The sequence below is a fragment of the Caballeronia calidae genome (assembly GCF_900044055.2).
Classification (GTDB): Bacteria; Pseudomonadota; Gammaproteobacteria; order Burkholderiales; family Burkholderiaceae; genus Caballeronia; species Caballeronia calidae.
In genome coordinates this window covers 76,297-99,010 of the sequence record NZ_FCOX02000025.1, presented here as the reverse complement: position 1 = coordinate 99,010, position 22,714 = coordinate 76,297, and the positions used below count along the sequence as shown (strand labels likewise).

Annotated in this window: 17 protein-coding genes; 3 read left to right on the top strand and 14 right to left on the bottom strand. The window is 64.6% G+C overall.

Going from position 1 to position 22,714, the window contains the following annotated elements; genetic code table 11:
• Positions 1–36: 36 nt before the first annotated feature.
• The gene (locus AWB78_RS22265) at positions 37–1,971 is read left to right on the top strand and encodes a CaiB/BaiF CoA-transferase family protein (RefSeq protein ID WP_062608147.1); all 1,935 of its coding nucleotides are present in this window, start codon (positions 37–39) and stop codon (positions 1,969–1,971) included.
• Here the strand turns inward: AWB78_RS22265 and AWB78_RS22260 are convergent.
• On the bottom strand, positions 1,913–4,423 hold the full coding sequence (locus AWB78_RS22260; protein ID WP_062608146.1) for a hybrid sensor histidine kinase/response regulator: 2,511 nt from the start codon (positions 4,421–4,423) through the stop codon (positions 1,913–1,915). The two genes, AWB78_RS22265 and AWB78_RS22260, sit on opposite strands and share 59 nt — an antisense overlap.
• Positions 4,424–4,783: 360 nt before the next feature.
• Positions 4,784–6,127 carry an aminotransferase-like domain-containing protein gene (locus AWB78_RS22255; RefSeq protein WP_062608145.1) on the bottom strand — a complete coding sequence of 448 codons (1,344 nt, stop codon included), beginning with the start codon at positions 6,125–6,127 and terminating at the stop codon, positions 4,784–4,786.
• A 108-nt stretch (positions 6,128–6,235) separates the two neighbouring features.
• On the opposite strand from AWB78_RS22255, the gene AWB78_RS22250 reads away from it, so the two are divergent.
• Positions 6,236–6,844, top strand: coding sequence for a DJ-1/PfpI family protein (locus tag AWB78_RS22250; RefSeq protein ID WP_062608144.1), 609 nt, complete (start codon positions 6,236–6,238; stop codon positions 6,842–6,844).
• 12 nt (positions 6,845–6,856) lie between these two features.
• On the opposite strand, the gene proP is transcribed toward AWB78_RS22250, so the two are convergent.
• Together proP and AWB78_RS46675 are read right to left on the bottom strand one after the other, a co-directional pair.
• A complete protein-coding gene (gene proP, locus AWB78_RS22245) occupies positions 6,857–8,335 on the bottom strand; it encodes a glycine betaine/L-proline transporter ProP (protein ID WP_062608143.1) in 1,479 nt (492 codons plus the stop codon).
• A gap of 135 nt (positions 8,336–8,470) precedes the next feature.
• Positions 8,471–8,767, bottom strand: coding sequence for a hypothetical protein (locus AWB78_RS46675; protein WP_198399319.1), 297 nt, complete (start codon positions 8,765–8,767; stop codon positions 8,471–8,473).
• A 10-nt stretch (positions 8,768–8,777) separates the two neighbouring features.
• On the opposite strand from AWB78_RS46675, the gene AWB78_RS22240 reads away from it, so the two are divergent.
• Positions 8,778–9,047, top strand: a complete 270-nt coding sequence (locus AWB78_RS22240; RefSeq protein WP_074173513.1) for a hypothetical protein — start codon at positions 8,778–8,780, stop codon at positions 9,045–9,047.
• 12 nt (positions 9,048–9,059) lie between these two features.
• Here AWB78_RS22240 and AWB78_RS22235 read toward each other — a convergent pair whose 3' ends face one another.
• The 10 genes from AWB78_RS22235 to AWB78_RS22190 all read right to left on the bottom strand — a co-directional run bounded on the left by AWB78_RS22235 (position 9,060) and on the right by AWB78_RS22190 (position 22,669).
• Complete coding sequence (locus tag AWB78_RS22235) at positions 9,060–10,667, bottom strand: ABC transporter substrate-binding protein (RefSeq protein ID WP_062608141.1); 1,608 nt, start codon at positions 10,665–10,667, stop codon at positions 9,060–9,062.
• A 101-nt stretch (positions 10,668–10,768) separates the two neighbouring features.
• A complete protein-coding gene (locus AWB78_RS22230; RefSeq protein ID WP_062608140.1) occupies positions 10,769–12,406 on the bottom strand; it encodes an AMP-binding protein in 1,638 nt (545 codons plus the stop codon).
• Positions 12,407–12,418: 12 nt separating this feature from the next.
• On the bottom strand, positions 12,419–12,814 hold the full coding sequence (locus AWB78_RS22225) for a RidA family protein (RefSeq protein WP_062608139.1): 396 nt from the start codon (positions 12,812–12,814) through the stop codon (positions 12,419–12,421).
• The gene (locus tag AWB78_RS22220) at positions 12,811–13,260 is read right to left on the bottom strand and encodes an acyl-CoA thioesterase (protein WP_062608138.1); all 450 of its coding nucleotides are present in this window, start codon (positions 13,258–13,260) and stop codon (positions 12,811–12,813) included. Before AWB78_RS22220 ends, AWB78_RS22225 begins: the two co-directional genes overlap by 4 nt.
• Positions 13,257–14,438: an acyl-CoA dehydrogenase family protein gene (locus AWB78_RS22215; protein ID WP_062608137.1), complete on the bottom strand. Its 1,182-nt coding sequence runs from the start codon at positions 14,436–14,438 to the stop codon at positions 13,257–13,259. Before AWB78_RS22215 ends, AWB78_RS22220 begins: the two co-directional genes overlap by 4 nt.
• Positions 14,439–15,290 (bottom strand): enoyl-CoA hydratase family protein, encoded by an 852-nt coding sequence (locus AWB78_RS22210; RefSeq protein ID WP_062608136.1) that lies wholly within the window; start codon positions 15,288–15,290, stop codon positions 14,439–14,441.
• Positions 15,291–15,301: 11 nt separating this feature from the next.
• On the bottom strand, positions 15,302–15,862 hold the full coding sequence (locus tag AWB78_RS22205; RefSeq protein ID WP_062608135.1) for a MarR family winged helix-turn-helix transcriptional regulator: 561 nt from the start codon (positions 15,860–15,862) through the stop codon (positions 15,302–15,304).
• On the bottom strand, positions 15,859–16,620 hold the full coding sequence (locus AWB78_RS22200) for an SDR family NAD(P)-dependent oxidoreductase (protein ID WP_062608134.1): 762 nt from the start codon (positions 16,618–16,620) through the stop codon (positions 15,859–15,861). Before AWB78_RS22200 ends, AWB78_RS22205 begins: the two co-directional genes overlap by 4 nt.
• Before the next feature lie 2 nt (positions 16,621–16,622).
• Positions 16,623–19,007, bottom strand: coding sequence for a bifunctional salicylyl-CoA 5-hydroxylase/oxidoreductase (locus tag AWB78_RS22195; RefSeq protein ID WP_062608133.1), 2,385 nt, complete (start codon positions 19,005–19,007; stop codon positions 16,623–16,625).
• Between the two features lie 302 nt (positions 19,008–19,309).
• Entirely contained in the window at positions 19,310–22,669 is a 3,360-nt protein-coding gene (locus AWB78_RS22190) for a response regulator (protein ID WP_082883392.1), read from the bottom strand.
• Between the last annotated feature and the right edge of the window lie 45 nt (positions 22,670–22,714).

Below are 22,714 nucleotides of genomic sequence, written 5' to 3'. Positions count from 1 at the left end.
CGCGCCAGCCGTGGAGATACGGAGAAGGAGACGATCATGTTGGAAGGTTTGCGAGTGTTGGCGTGCGGTGCGCGCGATGCGGTGAAGCTGTGCGCGACATTGCTCGAACGCGCGGGCGCTGCGGTGGATTTCGCAGCGACGGATTCGATGGATTACGACGTGATCGTGATTTCATCGGATGTGGACGATGTGGCTGATTGGAAGGCATCGGGCACGCACATCGTGTGCGATATCACCGCGACAGGCCCGCAAGACTCGCGCGCCGGCCAGCCCTTCACCGACGCGCAGGTTCAGGCGATGAGCGGCCTCATGGACACGACGGGCTTCGCGCACGGTGCGCCGGCGTGCATCGGCATTGCGCTGACGGAGATATCGGCGGCCCTGTATGCGGCGTCGGCCATCGCATCGGCGGTGCGCGTGAAGCGCAGGCGCGGCATCGCGCAGAACATCGACGTCACGCTGATGGGCTGCGCGGCGAGCGCGCTCACGACGTTCCTGCCCGCGGCGTTTGCGCGCCGCACGGCGGGACGCGTGGGCAATCGTCATCCGGCGTGCGCGCCGTGGAACGCATACCGCACGCGCGACGGCTGGATTCTCATCTGCACGAGCACGGAAGAACAATGGCGCAAGCTCAGACAGGAAGCGCGCGTGCCGCAACTCGACGACGCGCGTTTCGCGACGCTCGCGGATCGCGTGCGTCAAGCCGATGCACTCGACGCGCTCATGGAAACCTGGACGACGACGCTTTCCACCGGCGACTGCACGCGCATCTGCGAGCGTATCGGCGTGGCGGCGGGGCCGATCGTCGGCATCGGGGAGTTGCACCGCGAGCCGAACTTCCGCATGCGTCATCCGGAAGCGGCGCGCGCCATCGAAGCAGACGGCATCGGTGCCGATACGTATCGGCGGGTTTCGGTCTTCGCAATGTCCGCGTTGAGCGAAGCGGTCGCCGTCTTGAAGCCGGAAACGCGTGAAAGCATCGACGCCGCGCCGCTCGCGGGCGTGAAGGTGATCGAAATAGGCCAGTACACGACGGCGCCGCTCGTCGGCAAGCATCTCGCGGCGCTCGGCGCGCAAGTCGTGAAGATCGAGCCGCCCGAGGGCGAAGTCGCGCGTTCGTGGGCGCCGGGGCAGGGCGGCACGAGCTACTTCTTCGCGCTCAACAACACCGACAAGGAGACGATCGCGCTCGATCTCAAGCAGGAAGACGATCGCGCGTACTTGCGCACGCTGCTCGAAGACGCCGACGTGCTCGTCGAAAACCTGCGCCCCGGCGCGCTCGCGAAGCTCGGTTTCACGCGCGAAACGCTCGGCGCGATCAATCCGCGCCTCGTCTATTGCTCGATATCGGGTTTCGGCATCGCATCGGCGTATCCGTCGCGGCCCGCGTTCGATACCGTCATCCAGGCGATGGGCGGCCTCATGGATCTCACGCGGAGCGAAGGCGCGCCGGTCAAGATCGGCGCATCGGGCGCGGATATTCTCGGCGGCCAGGCCGCGCTGTTCGCGATCGTCGCGCGGCTGGCATCGTCGACGAGAGACGCGGGCGCGTTCATCGAAATCTCGATGCAGGATGTCGCCGCGTGGTGCGCGCTGTTCGCGGCGGGCAAGGCCGAATCGCGCGGACAGGCGCTGGCCTGCCTCGACGGCCACATCTGGACGGAAGGCGACGTGTCCGATGCGCAACGCGCGCGCTGCATCACGCAGCCGAAAGCCGTGGCGGCAAGACTCATGGAGCATGCAGTGCCGGTGATGCGCGTCGACGAGCTGCTCGAAGACGGCGATTTTCTCGCCGATATCCTGAGCGCCGCGCGCGATGCGAACGGCGTGTTCTGGCCGGTGCTGAAGCTGCCTTACCGGTTGACGAAGACGCCCGCGCGCGTGCGCGCCGTGCCGGGCGCGCCGCGAGCCGTCAGGCGCGCCCCGCCAGCGCCAGCACCCGCTCCAGTTCCGGAAGATCGACCGGCTTGACGAGATGAGCGTCGAATCCGGCGGCGCGTGTGCGCGCGATGTCCTCGTCGGAGCCGAGGCCGGTCATCGCCGCGACGATCACGCGCTGGCCGCCGCGCGTCGAGCCGCCGTCGCGCATGCGCCGGATCACGTCGAAGCCCGTCATGCCGGGCATCGACAGATCGAGCAGCACGACCTGCGGCCGCGATGCGTCGAACGAATCGAGCGCGCCGGGGCCGTCGTAGGCGGCGCGCGCCTGGTGGCCGAGCATATCGACGAGCAGCGTCATGCTGTCGGCGGAGTCGCGGTTGTCGTCGACGACGAGCACGTCGAGCTGACGGCTCGCGGCGACGGACGGCGGCGCGCCCGCCGATGCGCCGCGCACGGGCGGCTCCGCAAGCGGCAGCCAGAGCGAAAACGCGCTGCCCTGTCCCGCGCCGCCGCTCTTCGCCTCGACATGCCCGCCGTGCAGCTCCGCGATCGCGCGCACGAGCGTCAGGCCGATGCCGAGCCCGCTCTCGTCGGGATGCGCGCCCGGCGGATGCTCCTGCACGAAGAGATCGAACACGATGCCGAGCGCATCGGCGGAAATGCCGCGGCCTTCGTCGATCACGCGCACCATCGCCGAGCCGCCGCGCGGCCCGGTTTCGAGCGTGATCGTCGCTCCGTGCGGGCTGAACTTCGACGCGTTGTTGAGCAGGTTGTTGAGCGCCTGAACGAGCCGCGTGGAATCGCCGTTGACGAAGAGCGGCTGGCCGCTGTCCTGCACGACGATGCGCTGCCCGCGCTCGTCGCACAACGGCTGGCTCGCCTCGACGCTCAGATGCACGACATCGGCGATATCGACGATATCGGTCGTCAGGCGGATCTTGCCCGAGCTCACGCGCCCGGCTTCGAGCAGATCGTCGACGAGCTGGGTGAGATGCGCGAGCTGCCGGTCGACGATCTGACGGCTGCGGATCACGTCGGCGTCGTCGGATGCTTTCAGCTTCAGGATGCTCACCGCGTTGCGAATGGGCGCGAGCGGATTGCGCAGTTCGTGGCCGAGCAGCGCGAGAAACTCGTTCATGCGCCGGCTCGACGCTTCCAGTTCCTCCAGACGCCGCCGCGCGGTCATGTCGCGCGTGATCTTGACGAAGCCCTGTTCGCCGCCGTTGGCGTTCGGCAATGCGCTCAGGATCACGTGCGCCCAGAACTCCGACCCGTCCTTGCGCACGTGCCAGTCCTCGTGCTCGACGCGGCCGCGCTTCGCGGCGAGCGCGAGATCGTCGCCGGGGCGGTCGCGGCCCTGCTCGTCGGACGTGTAGAACAGGGCGAAGTGCCGGCCGATGGCTTCATCCGCGGTGAAGCCGTAGATGGCGCGCGCGCCGTCGTTCCACGAGCGCACGTAGCCGTCCTCGTCGAGCATGCAGATCGCGTAGTCGCTCACCGAGTTGATGAGCAGACGCAGGCGCTCGTTCGCCTCGGTCGCGACGAGGCGGTCGGTGATGTCGTGCACGAAGCACGCGAACTGGCGCTGGCCTTCGTACCACACTTCGCTGATCGTCAGCTCGGCGGCGAACTCGCTGCCGTCGCGGCGCAGCGCGGGCAACTCGACGCGCTTGTTGATCATGCGCGCCTCGCCCGTCGCGAGATAACGCGTGAGCCCCTTGCGATGCATGTCGCGCAGGCGCTCGGGCACGATGAACGACGCGAGCTCCCTGCCTGCCACTTCCTGCGCCTTCCAGCCGAACAGCAGTGCCGCGGCTTCGTTCCAGTCGACGACCATGCCCGCTTCGTCCATCGACACGAACGCGACGTGCGCGTTGTCGAGCACGGTCTGTCGGCGGCGCATGGCATCGGCGAGCCTTTTCTCGTACTCGGTGCGCAGCGACGACTCGACGGACAGATCCGCCGCGACGCTCGCGTTCTGCTTCACGAGCTGGCGATTTTCCTGCGCGATGTCCTCGCGCGCGATGGTCTCCGCGATGCACGCGCAAAACGCATCGAGAATGCTGATGTCCGATTGCGCGAAGCGATCGACCTCGCCGGAGATGAGCTTCAGCACCGCGACCGAGCGGCCTTCGTAGACGACCGGCGCGACGACCATCGATACGGCGCCGACCGCTTCGCACGCGGCGCGGTCCACGCGATGATCGGTGGCCGCGTTGCGGCAGATGAGCGCCTGCTGACGCGTGATGCAAAGCCCCGAAAGGCTGCCGGACGTGGGCAGCCGCGTGCCGATGTGCGCCGACGCCGCGCCGCTCGCCGCGCGATAGATCAGTGTGTCGCCCTCGATCCATTCGACCACGGCGGACCCGACGTCCGCGACTTCTCTCAGCGTGTCGGTGACTTTCTGCAGATAGGCGGAAAGCGGCAGGCGCGAATGCGCGAGGCTGGCGAACGTGACGAACCATTTCTGGAAATTCGCCTGGCGTTTCTGTTCCGCCTTGATTTTATTTTCAGGTGTCGACGCCTCGTATCGAGTCCGCATAGACCATTTTCCAGTCGATGGATCGCGATCTTGAATCGCGGAAGCATCGCGAGTGTGTAGATGGATAATCGCCTCAATTGAAACACAAATATGGCCGCAATCGTTTGCCGAAAAGAAGGGTGCGGCGTGCCTGTTTAGCGGATGCGATCGGCGGGTCGGGCGTCAGGGATTATTGCCCGATTTGCACGTTTCGCTATTCGCAAAGCGTGTCAGATAATGCCGCTTCAATCGGGTTCAGTATGGATTGCCACGCGAAGTGACTTCTGCTTCGGTAAATTCGTCGCTGATAATCGTTTTAGCGATGCCGGGCCGCTGGTCTGATTGCGCCCAAATAATAGGCAGCGCTTATTCGGGAATAAGCTACATCGAATAAGCGAACTGCCCGATCACTTCGCTGACGCGCTCCAGCGCCTCGCCCAGCATCTCCGGCTCCACCGATCCCAACGCGAGCCGCAGCGCATGCGGCACCTGCGCCGTCGTGCAGAACGGTTCGGCCGTCGACACCGAAATCCGTTGTTCCATCAACGCCGCCGCGATCCGGTCCGCGCGCACTTCCTCGGGCATCGGCAGCCACACGAAGTACGAAGACGGATGCGCGATCCGCTTCAGACGCCCCAACGCTCGCGTGGCGATGACCTGCCGCATGGACGCGTCCGCGCGCTTCTGCGCTTCGAGCCTCTCGACGGTGCCGTCATCAAGCCAGCCGCACGCGATCGCCGTCATCACGCCGGGCGTGTTCCAGGTCGTCACTCTGATCGCGCGTTCGATCTTGCGCACCCATTCGAGCGGCGCGGCCACATAACCGACACGCAAGCCCGTCGCCACGTTCTTCGAAAATCCGGACACGTACACCGTCAGCTCCGGCGCTAGCGCGGCAAGCGGCGGCGGCGCGTCGTCGGCGAGGAAGGCATAAGCGGCATCCTCGATGATGACGAGGCCGTGCCGCCGCGCGATCGACACCAGTTGCCTGCGCCGCGTCGCCGTCATCACCCAGCCGAGCGGATTGTGGAGCGTCGGCATCGTATAGAGGGCGCGCACGCGGCGGCGCTTGCACAGCGCATCGAGTGCGTCGGGATCGGGGCCCGCGCCCGAAGCGGGCAAAGGCGCGAGTTCGAGCCGATGCGCCTCGGCCAGCAACTTGAAGCCGGGATAGGTCAGCGCGTCCACGGCGACGACATCGCCGGGTTTCAGCAGCGCCATCACGGTCGTGGCGAGACCGTGCTGGGCGCCATCGACGAGCATCACGCGATCCGCGCTCACATCGAGCCCACGGCGTGCCAGATGACGCGCGACGGTCGCCCGGTCGCGCGTGCGTCCGCCGTGCGGCTGATAGCGCAGCAGCGCTTCCAGATCGCCAGCCGATGACAACTGCCGCAACGCATTGCGCAGGAGTTCCGCCTGCCCGGGCAACGCAGGATAGTTGAAGTTGAGATCGACCATGTCGGCGGCGAGCGCCACCTGATCGATGCCCAGATCGCGCGGCAGTACCGTCTCCTTGACGAACGTGCCGCGCCCCGTTTCGCCGCTGACGAGGCCCATCGCGTTCAGTTCCGCGTAGACGCGCGTCGCGGTCACGATGCCGAGACCCTCGCGCGCGGCCAGTTCCCGATGCGTCGGCAGGCGCGCGCCCGGCTTCAGCCGGCCCGAGCGGATGTCATCCGCGAATCTGTCGACGATCTGCTTGTAGCGAGGCGGTTTCGGCATGAGCGGGCTTATCGGAGGTATCGCGTGTATCCATGACAATTTTTTGATTGTATTTGCTTTTGCCCTTAGCATGCGCTCATGCAATCCATGCGCTGACAAGGAGACATCATGCACATCGCCATTCTGACGTTCGAAGGCTTCAACGAGCTCGACTCGCTCATCGCGCTCGGCATTCTCAATCGCGTGAAGAAGCCGGACTGGAAGGTATCGATCGCGTGTCCTTCGGATGAAGTGCGTTCGATGAACGGCGTCGTGCTGAAAGCGCAGGCGACGCTCGAAGACGCCGCGCGCGCCGATGCCGTGATCGTCGGCAGCGGCATGCTCACGCGCGAGGTCGTCGCCGATGCCGCGTTGATGGCGCGCATCCGGCTCGATCCCGCGCGCCAGTTGCTCGCCGCGCAATGCTCGGGCACGCTGATTCTCGCGAAGCTCGGCCTGCTGCAGGACGTGCCCGCCTGCACGGACCTCACGACGAAGCCGTGGGTGGAGGAAGCGGGCGTGCGCACGCTCGATCAACCGTTCGTCGCGAACGGCAATGTGGCCACGGCGGGCGGATGCCTCGCGTCGCAGTATCTGGCAGCGTGGGTGATCGCGCGGCTCGAAGGCATCGACGCGGCGCGCAGTGCGATGCACTATGTCGCGCCGGTCGGAGAGAAGGAGGCGTATGTGGAACGCGCGATGCGGAACATCGCGCCGTTCGTCGAAGTCAGCGTCTGAGGGCGCGCGCGTTCATGCGCGCTTCCTCTTCGGCGCCGCCTCCTGCCTGCTCTTGCTCTTGCCCGAATGAACGACCTTCAGCTTCTTGCTCACGAGGAAGAGCGCTTCCGCCTTCGTCGCGACGCACGGCCCGGAGCCGAGCAAGGGCTGTCGCGCCGTTTCGCGCAACGCGAACACCGACACCACGCCGATCACCGAAGCCGCCATCAGATAGTACGCGGGCATCATGAGATTGCCGGTCGCATCGACGAGCCATGCGGTGACGAGCGGCGTCGTGCCGCCGAAGAGCGACACCGAGACGTTGAAGCCGATAGCGAGCGCGCCGTAACGAATGCGCGTCGGAAAGAGCGCGGGCAGCGCTGAAGGCATCACGCCCGTGAACGTCGAAAGCAGCGCGCCGAGGATCAGCAAGCCGAGAAACACCGGCAGCAGCGCGCCCGTGCGGACGAGCAGCAGCGCCGGAATCGACAACACGAGCAGACCGATGCAGCCGAACATCATCACGGGCTTGCGGCCGATCAGATCGGAGAGATGGCCCGCGAAGAGCGTCATCGGGATCATCAGCACCATGACGAGCAGCACGAGAAAGAGGCCGTGCGTCTCGTCGAAATGCAGCGTCGCCGACAGAAAGCTCGGCAGGTACGACAACGCCATGTAATCGGTGACGTTGAAGATCAGCACGAGGCCCACGCACTGCATCATCGGCTTGAACTGCTGCGAGATCAGTTGCGTGAACGTTTGCTTCGGACGCGACCGTTCATGCGCTTCGCGCGTCTCCGCTTCCTTCTTGAAGGCCGGCGTCTCTTCGAGCTTCATGCGGATGTACAGGCCGACGAGCCCGAGCGGACCCGCGATCATGAACGGTACGCGCCATCCCCACGAAAGCAGCGCGTCATGCGAGAGCAGCGCGGTTAGCAGCGCGACCGTGCCCGCGCCGAGGATATAACCCGCGAGCGTGCCCACTTCGAGAAAGCTGCCGTAAAAGCCGCGCCGCGAATCGGTCGAGAACTCGGCGATGAACGTGGCTGCGCCGCCATACTCGCCGCCCGTGGAGAAGCCCTGCACCAGACGCGCGACGAGCAGCAGCACGGGCGCGTAGATGCCGATCGAGCCGTAGCTCGGAATCAGGCCGATACAGAAGGTGCCGACGGCCATCATGATCATCGTCATGGCGAGCACGCGCTGGCGGCCGATCCTGTCGCCGAGCGGGCCGAACACCATCCCGCCGATGGGCCGCACGAGAAAGGCGGCGGCGAACGTGCCGAAGGTCGCGATCAGTTGCGCGGAAGGACTGCTCGACGGAAAAAATACTTTGCCCAATACGACGGCGATATAGCTATAGACGCCGAAGTCGAACCATTCCATGGCGTTGCCGAGCGCCATCGCGCCCACGGCACGCTTCAGCAGCGCATGATCGACGATGGTGATATCGCCCAGTGTGAGGGGCGGCGAAGGTTTGATTCCGGCATTGCGCTCGTGCGAGGGGGTCAATTGTCTCACTCCTGATTTTCAAGGCGAACACGCGGGACGGCGATGTGTTCGGGCAGAAGGTCGCCGATGAGGCGCGCGGCCCTCGGCATGATGGGTCGATAGAGTGTGCGGACCGCGACGCGTGCGTGCCTTCGCTCACGCGTCCGGAAATCGGCAGAAAACGACAATCGCCCGTTCGTGCTGTCGGATTACGACGCACACGGCGCGGCGAAGCGTTGGCCGCGCCCCGACAACGGCCCTCTGCGCCGATGCCCGCGCCTCACGCTCCTTCCCTTTGCCATCAAGGCTTTCAGCGCATTGGAGCGACGCGCCCATCGCGATTGGCATGGGCCATGCACGTGTCGAAGCGGGCGCGATGAAGCCTTCAACGCGATGTTCGAGTCCGGCGAACGTGTTGATTGATCGCGCCTCTTTTTTTATCGACACGTTCACTGGAGTCGCCATGAAAGCGAAAGCCTTCGCCCTCATTTTGTTCGCGAGCGCCGTATTGCCGGCCGCTTCCGCTTTCGCCGCCGATTGCGCCACGGCGGACATGCATTGCCAGGGCAAGGTCGCGCCGGTATCGCACGCCACGCACGCCGTTCATGCGACGAGCGCGAAGGAGGTCAGGCACGATACGCCCGATGTCGGCGGCGGCGACGCCTACAAGACGCAATCGGGCAAGCGCGAGCAGCAGCGCGACAGTATCGACGCGTGGTATCGCGGCGGCTGATCGTGCAGGCGATCAGTCGAGCGTGATGCCGTCGAAGCGGTGCCCGCCGAGCGGGCTGATCAGATAACCGTGCACGCGCTTCGAAATGGGCTGGAAGATGTTCGCGTGCGCGAGCGGCGTGTACGGCACCTGATCCTTGAAGACCACTTGCGCTTCCTCATAGAGCTTCGTGCGCGCGGTCTGATCGGTGACGAGGCGCGCTTTCGCGAGCAGATCGTCGAACTGCCGGTTGCACCACTTCGCCATGTTGCTGCCGTGAACCGCATCGCAACCGAGCGTCGTGCCGAGCCAGTTGTCGGGATCGCCGTTATCGCCGAGCCAGCCGTAGAGAATCGCATCGTGCTCGCCGTTGGTCTTCGCGCGCTTGTTGTACTCGGCCCATTCGTAGGTGACGATGTTCGCCTTCACGCCGATCTTCGCCCAGTCGGATTGAATCAGTTGCGCCATCAGCCGGGCGTTCGGGTTATAGCCGCGCTGCACGGGCATGGCCCATAGCGTGATGGTGAAGCCGTTCGGGAAGCCCGCTTCCTTGAGCAGTGCGCGCGCCTTCGCGGGGTCGTGCGGCGCATCTTTGAGCGCCTTGTTATACGACCATTGCGATGGCGGCATCGGGTTCGTCGCGACGGCGGCCGCGCCTTCGTACACCGTGCGGATGATCGCCTGCTTGTCGATGGCCATGTCGAGCGCGCGGCGCACGTTCACATTGTCGAGCGGCTTGTGCGTCGTGTTGTAGCCCACATACGCGACGTTGAAGCCCACACCCGACAGCACCGTGAGCTTCGGATCGTTCTTCGACGCGGCGATATCGGCGGGCCGCGGAAACGACGTCACCTGGCATTCGCCGCTCGACAGCTTCTGCTGGCGCACCGCTGCGTCGGGCGTAATCGAGAAGACGAGCTTGTCGATATGCACGTCCTTGCGGTTCCAGTATGCCGGGTTCGCGTCGTAGCGGATCGTCGCATCCTTCTGATAGTCGCGGAACACGAATGCGCCCGTGCCCACGGGCTTTTGATTGAGATCTTCGGGCTTGCCCTGCTTGAGCAACTGCGCGGCATACTCGGCCGAAACGATCGACGCGAACTCCATTGCGATGTTGCGCACGAACACGACATCCGGCGTCTTGAGCGTGAAGCGCACGGTGTAGTCGTCGAGTTTGTCGACGGATGCGATGTTCTTGTCGTAGCCGAGATCGGTCAGGTACGGAAAGCTGACGGGATGCGCCTTCTGAAACGGCTCGTTCGGATCGGTCATGCGCCTGAACGTGAACACGACATCGTCCGCGTTGAAGTCGCGCGTCGGCTTGAACCACGCGGTTTGCTGAAACTTCACGCCGCGCCGCAGATGAAACGTGAAGGTCTTCGCATCCGGCGACTCGTCCCACTTCTCAGCGAGACCCGGCACGAGATCGAGCGTGCCGCGCCTAAACTCGACGAGCTGATCGTAGACGGCGTGCGCGCCCGCGTCGAAATCGGTGCTGGTCGTGTATTGCGCGGAGTCGAAGCCGGCGGGACTGCCTTCGGAACAGAACACGAGCGTCTTGCTCGCCGCCGGTGCGGCTTGCGAACTCATTGCTAATGCGGCAAAGATCGAAACGGCAAGGAAGCGTTGCGTCGGAAGCATTTTTCTTGTTTGCTCGGAAGAGTGGGCAAGCCGCCTCGCGGCGGGCGTGAGCCATACTCTACCAAGCAAACGTTTTTGTTTCGCGATCGCGCCGGATCGCGCTACATCGCGCGCAATGCGAAGCGCTTGAGCTTGCCTGTTTCGGTGCGCGGCAGCGCATCGAGGAACACGACGACACGCGGATACTTGTAAGGCGCGACGTTGCGCTTCACGAATTCCTGCAATTCGGCGATGAGCGCATCGTCGCGATCGAAGCCCGGATTGAGCACGACGAACGCCTTCACGATCTGCCCGCGCGTTTCATCGGGCACGCCGATCACGCCGCATTCCGCGACCGCTTCATGCTGCATCAGCACGCTTTCCACTTCGGGCCCGGAGATGTTGTAGCCCGCCGATACGATCATGTCGTCGGCGCGCGCCTGATAGAACACGTAGCCGTCTTCATCGATGACGACGGAATCGCCCGGCAGATTCCAGCCGTCGCGCACGAACTTCGACTGACGTTCGTCGGCGAGATAGCGGCAGCCCGTCGGGCCGCGCACCGCGAGCTTGCCGATCGTGCCGGGCGGCACGGGCTGCATCGCATCGTCGACGGCCTGCACGATGTAACCCGGCACCGCGCGGCCGATCGCATGCTCGCGCACGTCATCGCCCGCCGACGAGATGAAGATATGGATCATCTCCGTGCCGCCGATGCCGTCGATCATCTCGATGCCGCTCGCATCGCGCCACAATGCGCGCGTGGAATCGGGCAAGGCCTCGCCCGCCGATACGGTCTTCTTCAGGCTCGCGATATCGAAGCGCTCGACGAGCGGCGCCATCTGCCGATAGAACGTCGGCGCGGTGAACATGATCGTCGCGCGAAAGCGTTCGACGGTCTGCAAAAGCGTCTCGGGCGTGAGCTTTTCGAGCAGCACCGTCGATGCGCCCGCGCGCAGCGGAAAGCACAGCAGGCCGCCGAGGCCGAACGTGAACGCGAGCGGCGGCGTGCCGCAGAACACATCGTCGGACGCGGGCTTCAGGATGTGGCGCGGGAAGAGATCGCACATCGCAATCACGTCGCGATGAAAATGCATGCAGCCTTTAGGCGCGCCCGTCGTGCCGCTCGTGAACGCGATGAGGCACACGTCGTCGGCGGCGGTATCGCATGCGTCGAAACGATCGGGCTTCGACGACGCGAGCGATTCGAGCGAGCCCGGCGCATCGTCGTGAAACCTGAGGATTTGCGCGAGCGTTTCGCAATGGAACTCGCCGCCTTGCTCGCGACAGCGTGCGAGCTCTTCGGTGAGGCGCACATCGCATAGCGCCGCGCAGATGTGCGCCTTGTCGATGATCTGCTTCAGCTCCTTCGCGCGCAGCAGCGGCATGGTCGGCACGACCACGAGCCCCGCCTTCAACGCCGCAAAGAACGCGACGGCCATCTGCAGGGTATTCGGGCCGCGCAGCAGAATGCGATTGCCCGGACGCAAGCCCATTTCATCGACGAGCACATGCGCGCTGCGATTCACGAGCGCGCGCAACTCGCGATAACTCGTTGCATGCGGCGCGCCGTTCACATCGGACCAGATCGCGGGACGGTCGCCGTGACCGGCTTCGATCGCGCGATCCAGAAGTTCCGTCGCGCAATTCATGCGCGCTGGGTAGGCGACATCCGCGTTGTCGAGCAGGAACACCGGCCATTGATCCTGTGGCGGCAGATGATCGCGCGCGAATGTATCGACGTGTGCTGACCGTTCCATCGTGCTCTCCGCTTAGTCGGGGATGACAGCCGTGGCTTCGATTTCCACCAGTGCTTCGTCTTCGATGAGCGCGACCACTTGCACGGCGCTCATCGCGATGTCGTAATCACCGATCAGCTCGCGAAACGCCGCGCCGATTTCCTTGGCTGCCGCGAGATACGCGCGCTTGTCGGTCACGTACCACGTCATCCGCACGAGATGCTCGGGCTTGCCGCCCGCTTCGCGCAGCACGTCGACGACATTGCGCAATGCCCGCGCAGCCTGTGCGCCGAATTCCTCGCTGACGAAGCGCGCCTGTTCGTCCCAGCCGATCTGCCCGGCGATATACACCTGCGTGCCGCGCACCGCGACGCCGTTCGCGTAGCCGCGCGGCTTGACCCAGCCCGAAGGCAGAAGCGTCTTTTTCATGAGCGTGTCTCCTCTTGCAATGCGCGGCTCGTGCCCGGCGCGAACTGCTCGATGGCGCGGGCGATATCGCCGGGGATGTCGATCGAGCGGCCATCGTCGAGCGATGTCGTCACCAGAACCTGTTTCGCGTGAAAGCGCACTTCGCCATCGCAATGACAGACGATATCGATGCGGATCGAGCGTTGTCCGATCGAATCGACGGCAAGCGAAAGCGTCACCGTTTCGCCCATGCGGCTGGGCCGCGAGAACTCGCAATTCAGCTTGACGATGGGCAGCCCGACGCGGCGCTCGGCGATCATCTCTGCGTAGTCGATGCCGAGCGCGTCGTTGAACCAGTCCTCGACGAGCGCGTTCGTCATCACGAGGTATTGCGGAAAGTAGACGATGCCCGCCGGATCGCAGTGCGCGAAGCGGATGCGCATCGGCATATCGAAGGTTGGCGTCATCGCTGGGCTTCTCCATGCGCTTTCAACAAGTCCCGTCCGACGATCAACTGCTGCACTTCCGTCGCGCCTTCGTAAATGCGCAGCGCGCGAATCTCGCGATACAGCGATTCCACCGCCGTGCCGCTCTTCACGCCGAGTCCGCCCCACAACTGCACGGCCGCATCGATGACCTGCTGCGCGCCTTCGCTCGCATGCCACTTCGCCATCGCGGCTTCGCGCGTGACGCTTTCGCCCTGATCGCGCAGCCATGCGGCGCGATAGACGAGCAGCGCGCTCGTGTCGATGGTCAACGCCATCTGCGCGAGCTTCGCCTGTGTCAGTTGAAAATCGCCGAGCGTCTGGCCGAACATCTTGCGCGATGCGGCGCGATCGAGTCCTTCCTGCATCGCGCGGCGCGCAAAACCGAGCGACGCGGCCGCAACGGACGTGCGAAAGATATCGAGCGTGCGCATCGCGATCTTGAAGCCTTCGCCGGGCACGCCGAGCATCTGGCTGCGCGGCACGCGCGCGTTGTCGAAGTGCAGGCGCGCGAGCGGATGCGGCGCGATCACGTCGATGCGTTCGGCGATCTGCAAGCCCGGCGTATCCGCATCGACGATGAACGCGCTGATGCCGCGCGAGCCGGGTGCTTCGCCGGTGCGCGCGAACACGACGTAGAAGTCCGCGATGCCGCCGTTCGAGATCCAGGTCTTATCACCATTTAGCACGTAGGCGTCGCCTTCGACGCGCGCATCGAGCGACATGGCCGCGACGTCCGAACCTGCTTCGGGTTCCGATAACGCGAACGCCGCCAATGCCGAGCCGCTTGCGACGCGCGGCAGATAGCGCGATTTCTGTTCGTCCGTGCCCGCGAGCGAGATCGCGCCGGAGCCGAGCCCTTGCATCGCGAAGGCGAAATCGGCGAGGCCGTCATGCTTCGCCAGCGTTTCGCGCAGAAGACACACGGCGCGCGTATCGATCGTGTCATTCGATGCGCCGTACTGCGTGCCGCCGATGCAATGCCTGAGCCATCCCGCATCGCCGAGCATGCGCACGAGGCGCTTGCAGGTCGCGTCGGTATCGGCGTGATCGACATGCTTCAGATGCGCGGCAGCCCATGCATCGACATTGCGTGCGAGTTCGCGATGACGCTCGTCGAAGAAGGGCCACGCGAGCGCGCTGTGAAGATCGGCGTTCATTCAGTCTCCTTCGAACACGGGGCGCGTCTTCGCGGCGAATGCACGGTACGCGCGCTCGAAATCGCGCGTGCTCATGCAGATGGCCTGCGCCTGCGCTTCGGATTCGATCGCTTCGTCGATGCTCATGCTCCATTCCTGATGCAGCATTTTCTTCGTGATGCCGTGCGCGAAGGTCGGTCCCGCGACGAGTTCCGATGCGAGCTTCGCGGCTTCGTCGAGCAGCGTCTCCGGCGCGCAGAGACGGTTATAGAAGCCCCACGCGTGAGCTTCGTCGCCGGTCGCGGCGCGGCCCGTGAACAGCAGTTCCGATGCGCGCCCCTGACCGATGATGCGCGGCAGGATCGAGCACGCGCCCATGTCGCAGCCCGCGAGACCGACACGCGCGAACAGGAACGCGAGCTTGCTGCGCGCGGTGCCGAGGCGCATATCGGAGGCCATCGCGAGAATCGCGCCGGCGCCGGCGCACACGCCATCGACGGCGGCGATGACCGGTTGCGGGCAATGGCGCATCGCCTTGACGAGATCGCCGGTCATGCGTGTGAAGAGCAGCAGCTCGGGCATCGGCAGATCGATGAGCGGCGCGATGATTTCATGCACGTCGCCGCCGGAACAGAAGTTATCGCCCGCGCCGTGAATCACGACGGCTTTTACATCGGTTGCATAGGCGAGCTGGCGGAACAGGTCGCGCAACTCCGCATACGATTCGAAAGTGAGCGGGTTCTTGCGCTCGGGACGATTCAGCACGATGGTCGCGACGTGATTCGTCACGGACCAGCCAAAATGCTTCGCGCGATAGTCCGCGAGCGTCGTGCGGTTGCCGGCGAGAAGCGCGTCGGCGGCGGATGAGGTCATCGTGGTCTCCTTCAGTCCTTCAACGTCTTCATCAGATGCTGCTTGAGCTTGCCGAGCCGCTGATGCGTCTGCGATTTCTCGTTCAGTTCGAGACCGCCGAACATCTCGACGACCCATTGCTCATGCGCGGTCGCCATCTTGTCGAACGCGGCGCGGCCTTGCGGCGTGAGGCGCACGCTGGTCGAGCGGCGATCGTTCGGATCGGTATAGCGCGACACCAGGCCTTCCTTTTCCAGTTGATCGGTGATGCCGGTTACGTTGCCGCCCGTGACCATCATGCGGCGCGACAGCTCGGTCATCTTCAGGCCTTCCGGATGACGTTCGAGTTGCGCCATCAGGTCGAAGCGCGGCAGCGTGGTATCGAACACGGTGCGCAGGCGTTTGCGCAATTCGGCTTGCACGAGGTTCGTCGTGGTCAGCATGCGCAGCCACAGCCGCAAGCCCATATGGCTGTCGGCGCCCGTGCTCATCTCCAGATCGACGACGTTCTCCGCGGGCTTCTCGATGCCCTTGCGCGGCGCTTTCGGCTCCGCTGCGGTCGTCGTTTTCTTGTTGCGTGCGGCGTGGGTCACGTTACTTCTCCACCTGATACGGAAATGGATTGGCCGTTCATCGCTTCGGAGCCGGGCGCGCAGAGCCATAGCACGGCGTTGGCGACTTCTTCCGGCTGCACGAAGCGGCGTTGCGGGTTGTTTCGGACGAGTGCCTCGCGCGCATCCTGTTCGCTGCGCGAGGTCTTCGCGATGATCTGATCGAGCGATGCGCGCAACAATTCCGTTTCGGTATAGCCGGGACAGACCGCGTTGACGGTGATGCCTTTGGCCGCGACTTCGGCGGCGAGCGCGCGCGTGAGACCGATCACGCCATGCTTCGCCGCGCAATAGGCGGCGACATACGCGTAACCGATCTGCCCCGCCGTGCTCGCGACGTTCACGATGCGGCCATAGCCGCGTTCGAGCATCGCGGGCAATACGGCGCGCGTGCAGAGAAACACGCCGGTGAGATTCACATCGAGCATGCGTTGCCAGAGCGCGGCATCGGTATGCGTGAAGGGCGCGGCTTGCGCGTGGCCCGCGTTGTTCACGAGCACATCGACGGGGCCTGCGCGCATGAACGCTTCTTTCACGGCGGTTTCATTCGTGACGTCGACACTGATGCACGCGACGTCGCCATACGAACGCATCGCATCGCGCTGCGCTTCGAGACGCGCGATATCGCGGCCCATCAACGTGATGCGCGCACCGGCACGCGCGAGCGCCTCCGCGCACGATGCGCCGATGCCGCTGCCGCCGCCTGTGACGACCGCATGTTTATCGACGAGAGCTGTCATGATCAGACCGTTCCTTCGGCGCGTTGCGCGCGTTCTTGCGGCGTGAGGCGCGCATTGTCGGCGGCCATCGCGCGCTCGCGTTCCAGATTGCGTTCGAGTTGCGACTTGGCGGCGACGTATTGCCTCGGCCACGCGACATCGAAGTAGCCGATCTTCGCCGCCTCGTTCAAGGTCCACGACGGATTCGCGAGATGCGGACGCGCCACCGCGCATAGATCCGCGCGTCCCGCCGCGATGATGCTGTTGACATGATCCGCTTCCGATATCGCACCGACCGCGATCGTCGCGATGCCCGCTTCGTTGCGGATACGATCGGCGAACGGCGTCTGGAACATGCGGCCGAACACGGGCTTTTCCTGCTTGCTCACTTGCCCCGACGAGACATCGATCATGTCCGCGCCCGCTGCCTTGAACGCGCGCGCGATGTCGACGGCGTCATCGGGCGTCGTGCCGCCATCGACCCAATCGTGCGCGGAGATGCGAACGGACATGGGCTTGTCTTGCGGCCAGACCGCGCGCATCGCCTTGAAGACTTCGAGCGGATAGCGCAGGCGATTGTCGAGCGAGCCGCCGTATTCGTCGGTGCGATGATTCGTCAACGGCGAGAGAAAGCTCGACAGGAAATAGCCGTGTGCGCAGTGCAGTTCGAGCCAGTCGAAGCCCGCTTGCGCGGCCATTTCGGTGGCGCGTACGAATTGCGCTTCGATCTCGCGCAAGTCTTCATGCGAGGCTTCGCGCGACCATTGACTCACGCCCTGCAAATACTGTTGCGGCGATGCGGAAACGAGCGGCCAGTTGCCTTCGGGAAGCGGCTGATCGATGCCTTCCCAGCTCACGCGCGTCGATGCCTTCGCGCCCGCGTGGCCGAGCTGCATGCCGATCTTCGCATCCGATTGCGCATGCACGAAATCGACGATGCGTTTCCACGCGGCGAGATGCGCCGGCGCATACATGCCCGGACATCCCGGCGTGATGCGCGCTTCGGGCGATACGCACGTCATCTCGGTCATTACGAGCGCGGCGCCGCCCATCGCACGCGCGCCGAGATGCATCAGGTGATAGTCGCCCGCGATGCCATCGACGGCGGAATACTGCGCCATCGGCGACACCACCACGCGATTCTTCAACGTGACGCCGCGCAGTTTGAAGGGCGTGAACATCGGCGGAACGGAACGTTGCTGCGCATTGCGTTCGATGCCCGCGCGCGCGGCGAGCCAGTCTTCGAACGAGGCGAGATAGCGCGCATCGCGTTCGCGCAGGTTTTCATGCGAGATGCGCTGCGAGCGCGTGAGCAACGAATACGCGAACTGCTCGGGCTCGAACGACGCGTAACGGTCCACGTGCTCGAACCATTCCGTCGAATTGCGCGCGGCGTTCTGAATGCGCAGCACATCGACGCTGCGCACCTGCGTGTAGTGTTCGAGCGCGCCTTCGAGATCGCCGTCCTGCTTCGCGAATGCGGTGTCGATGCTGTTGGCGAGCTCGATGGCATCTTCGAGCGCGAGCTTCGTGCCGGAGCCGATCGAGAAGTGCGCGGTATGCGCCGCATCGCCCATCAGGACGACGGGCGTGCGCTTGCCGTTCGCATCGTCGCGCCAATGCACCCATTCGCGATTCACGACGCGAGGAAAGCGAATCCATTGCGCCGAGCCGCGCAGATGCGTGGCGTTCGAGATCAGCGCGTGGCCGTCGAGATACTTCGCGAAGAGCTTTTCGCAGAAAGCGATGCCGTCTTCCTTGCTCATGTCCGCGAGGCCCGCCGCGCGCCACACGCGCTCGGGTGCCTCGACGATGAACGTCGACGTGTTTTCATCGAAGCGATAGGCGTGCGCCTGAAACCAGCCCCATTCGGTCTTTTCGAAGGCGAACGTGAAGGCGTCGAAACACTTGTTCGTGCCGAGCCACACGAAGCGGCAATCGCGCATATCGATATCGGGCTGATACGTCGACGCGTATTTCTGACGGATCGCGCTGTTCAAGCCGTCGCTCGCGATGATGAGGTCGGCGTCGTAGGCGTCGTCGTTCGTGACCTGCGTTTCGAAGACGAGCTTTACGCCGAGCTCTTCACAGCGCGCCTGCAGGATATTCAGCAGACGTTTGCGGCCGATGCCGCAGAAGCCGTGGCCCGACGAACGGATCGTGCGGCCGTCGATATGGACTTCGATGTCGTCCCAGTGATTGAAGGCGTCGAGAATGGCGCCGGCGCTTTGCGGGTCGGCCGCGCGCAGATTGCCGAGGGTCTGATCGGAGAAGACCACGCCCCATCCGAATGTGTCGTAGGGGCGGTTACGTTCCACCACGGTGATGTCGTAAGCGGGGTGGCGGTGCTTCATCAAAAGACCGAAATACAGGCCCGCCGGGCCCCCGCCGATGCAGACGATGCGCATGCTTGCTCTCCGACCGATGTCTCTCTGAACGATAATTTAGGTTTTGATAGTTTAGATGTCAAGTAAATTGATGAGATTCGTCGGCGGTGGCCGCGATGCTGATTCTGGACATGAAGTGCGTCGCGCCTCAAACGTCGCGTGACGATCGAGAAGGAGGACGGCGCGCGCGATCTGCTGCATGCAGGCGGCACGATGCGCGAAGCGTGGAACAAGTATCGCGTGCTGTAAGGCATCGACGCCGATAGACGAAGCGCATCGTGCGCGTATCTCGGCCACCACATCGCCTCGAACGCGCTGCAGCGCTATTTCGCATGTCCGATCGGATCGACTTCGGTGGCGGTCCCGATCCATTCGGCGATGTCGCCATGCTCGTCGAGCACCGGCGTCGCGCGGGAGAGAACCCGTCCGAGCGTGCCGTCGGTGCGAATCACGCGATGCTCCAGCTGGAACACGGATCGCGTCCGTATGGCGCGATCGATCGTCTCCAGCACGACTCGCCGGTCGTCGGGATGGATATATTGATCGAGCCATTTATCGTTGGGTTCGGCGGTGTCGGCGATCAGGGCCTTCCCTTCGAGATGCCACATCACGCGCCAGTCGGCGCTCATGCGGTAGACGACGTCGAAACTTCCAGCCAGATAGGCGCGCAACTGCTGCTCGCTGCGGCGAAGCGCCATCTCGGCTAACTTTCGCGTCTCGGCTTCCGTGTGACGCGCTATCACGATCGACGCGGTACTCGTCAGCAATGCGGCCAGTTGCCAGTTGCGACTGGTCACGTCACGAGGCTGAGCGTGATACAGCGCCATCGTGCCGATGAATTTCCCCGCTGCCGTGTTGAGCGGAAAGCTCCAGCAGCCGCGATAGCCGAAGCGCTCGGCGAGCCATCGCCAGGGCGCCCAGCGCGGGTCCTCCTGCACATCGACGGTGATGATGGCTTCGCCGGTGTGCGTGGCCAGACCGCACGCGAGCGATTCCGGTCCGATCGCGAAGCCGTCGACTGCCGCGGCGTACTCGGCGCCCATGCCGACGATGTGATGCAAGACCTTCCCGGCCTCGTCGGCGAGATAGAAGGCTGCGCGCGCGCCTTGTCCAAGCGAAGCGGTGACGACGCGGATGAGAATGCCCAGAGACGTCGCGAGCGGTTCGCCATTCACGGCGGCCTCCAGCGCCTCGCGTTGACCGTTGATCCAATGAGTCTGCTCACGCAGTTCGCCGTATAGCTGCTCCGCGCGATTGCGGGCTTCGACCGCGTCTTCCAGCACGTTGAGCGTCGCGCGCCGCGCTTCGCTGATGTTCGAATTCGTGCGCTGAAGGTCGCCGAAGCGCGCGTTGAGTTCGTCCGTCGCGCGGCGGCGTTCGCCGGCAAGGTGTGCGTGAGCCTGGACGCGCGCTCGCAGTTCCCGCGCCGCGAACGGCTTCACCAGATAGTCGTCGGCGCCGGCATCGAGCCCTTCGATTTTCGACTCCTCGCCGGCGCGCGCCGACAGCAGGATCATCGGGATGTGTCGCGTTCGCGGATCGGCTCGCATCGCTCGCAGCAGTTCGAGACCATCCATGCCCGGCATCATGACGTCGACGAGCGCGAGATCGGGCGGATGAGCACGCGCGAAGCGCAGCGCCGATGTACCGTCGGGCACGCTTTCGACGTCGTACTCGTCGGCGAGAAGACGCCTCACGTAGTCGCGCATGTCGGCATTGTCGTCGGCGACCAGGATCGTCGCGCGCCGTCCGGCACCCGGTTCAAGTTCGATGATGCGTCCGGGACGATGCTGTCCCGGGTCGTCGGCATCGCGCGCGACGGAATCGACCGGAGGCGTGCTGTCCGGCAGCCAGCGCAACGCCTCTTCCACAAAAGGGCCGGCGCCAATGGAGGTGGTCTCGCGGGGAGGCGCCGTCAGCGGGGGATGCGCGATCCTCTCCCTGGTGACGACGGGAATGCGAACCTCGAACTTCGTGCCCCGATCGACCTCGCTTTTCACGTCGATGGTTCCGCCATGCAGCTTCACCAGTTCCATGACGAGCGCCAGTCCGATTCCGGAGCCTTCGTGAGAGCGGGCGGGCGCTCCACGGATGCGGTGAAAGCGCTCGAAAAGGTGCGGCAGGTCGGCGGCGCGAATGCCCGTGCCGGTGTCACTGACGGTCAGGACGAGGCTGTCGCCGGCGTCGCGGGCGACGCGCACCGCGATCTCGCCATCGAAGGTGAACTTGAATGCGTTCGACAGCAGGTTGAGCACGATCTTTTCCCACATGTCCCGATCGATCCACACCGGCTCCGCAAGCGGCGGGCAATCGATCACGAGCCGCATCCCCGCGCGCTCGATCGCCGAGCGAAAGTTGCTCGCGAGCTCGGCGCTGAAACTCGCGACGTTGACCGGTTCGAAGGACGGCTGCGCACGCCCCGACTCGATGCGCGAGAAGTCGAGCAGCGTGTTGACGAGCTTGAGCAGCCGCAGCGCGTTGCGATGCGCAGTCTCGATATCGTCCCGCTGCAATGGCGCCAGCGGCTCCGGGGCGCTGAGCACCGTTTCGAGCGGACCGAGCATCAAGGTCAGCGGCGTGCGGAACTCATGGCTGACATTGGCGAAGAAAAGGGTCTTGGCGCGATCGATCTCCGCCAATGCTTCCGCACGACGGTGTTCGTCCTCGCGGGCACGCACGGTGGCAACCGCGCTGGAAACGGTGACGCCGAGCAGCCGGAAGAAGCTCCGGTAAGCGTCGTCGAAGCGCAACCGGGGCGACGCGGCTGCGACGATCAACGCGGGCACCTGTGCCGCCGAAGGCACGACAACCGGAATCACGAGCGCGCGATGCGGTGCTTCCTCGTAGGGGCCGCAGGGCTCGCCCTTCAGAATGTCGCTGACGCCCTCCACTTCGACGACACGCAACCCGGTCAGGGCATCCGCGAAGGGCCAGGGACCGGTAGCGTGCGGCTCGAAGACGAGCGGTGTAGCGGGTGTCCCCTGAGCGATGCCATGTGCACCGGCCAGCCTGTATGACGCGGTGCTCGCATCGAACAGGTAATACAGGACGAACGGCAGGTCGAATTCGAATTGCGCCAACACCTTCAGCGTCCTGCGTGCGACCTCGGCTTCGTCGCGGGTCGCGGCGATGGCCGCGAGATCGCGAAGGGCACGCGTCCGGCGCTCGGCGAGCATCGTCGCCGTGGTTTCGGTTACCGGATGAAACAGACCGCCGATGCCGCCGTGCTCGGCCCGAATCGGCGAGTGGGAGAACGTGAAGAATGTCTCTTCTAGCGAGCCGCCCAGGCGCCTCAGGAACATGCGCTGATTCTCGAGATACATCGTCTCGCCGTTGAGCGACCGTTCGAACGATTCCCCGATCGCAGGCCAGGCACTCGCCCACGTCAGCCGATAGTTCTGGCCCAGCGCAACCGGATGCGCGTCGCCGCAACAGAGGCGGTAACTGTCGTTATAAATCTGTGTATGCTCCGCACCCCAGATGATATTGATCGGGAAATTGGAGGCGAGGCAGAGGCTCACCGCAGTCCGCAGGCTCTGCGGCCACTGCTCGATCGGACCGAGCGGCGTCTGCGACCAGTCCCTGTCGCGAATCATTTCGACCAGCTCACCGCTGCCGGTGAGCCAATCGGGCGCCTGGACGTAATGTGTGATGGCCATGGTCGTCAGGTTCGTGTGTTGCATTCGTACGTGCGTGGCCCGCGAAGCCGGCGGTGCGGCGGCTTGCCT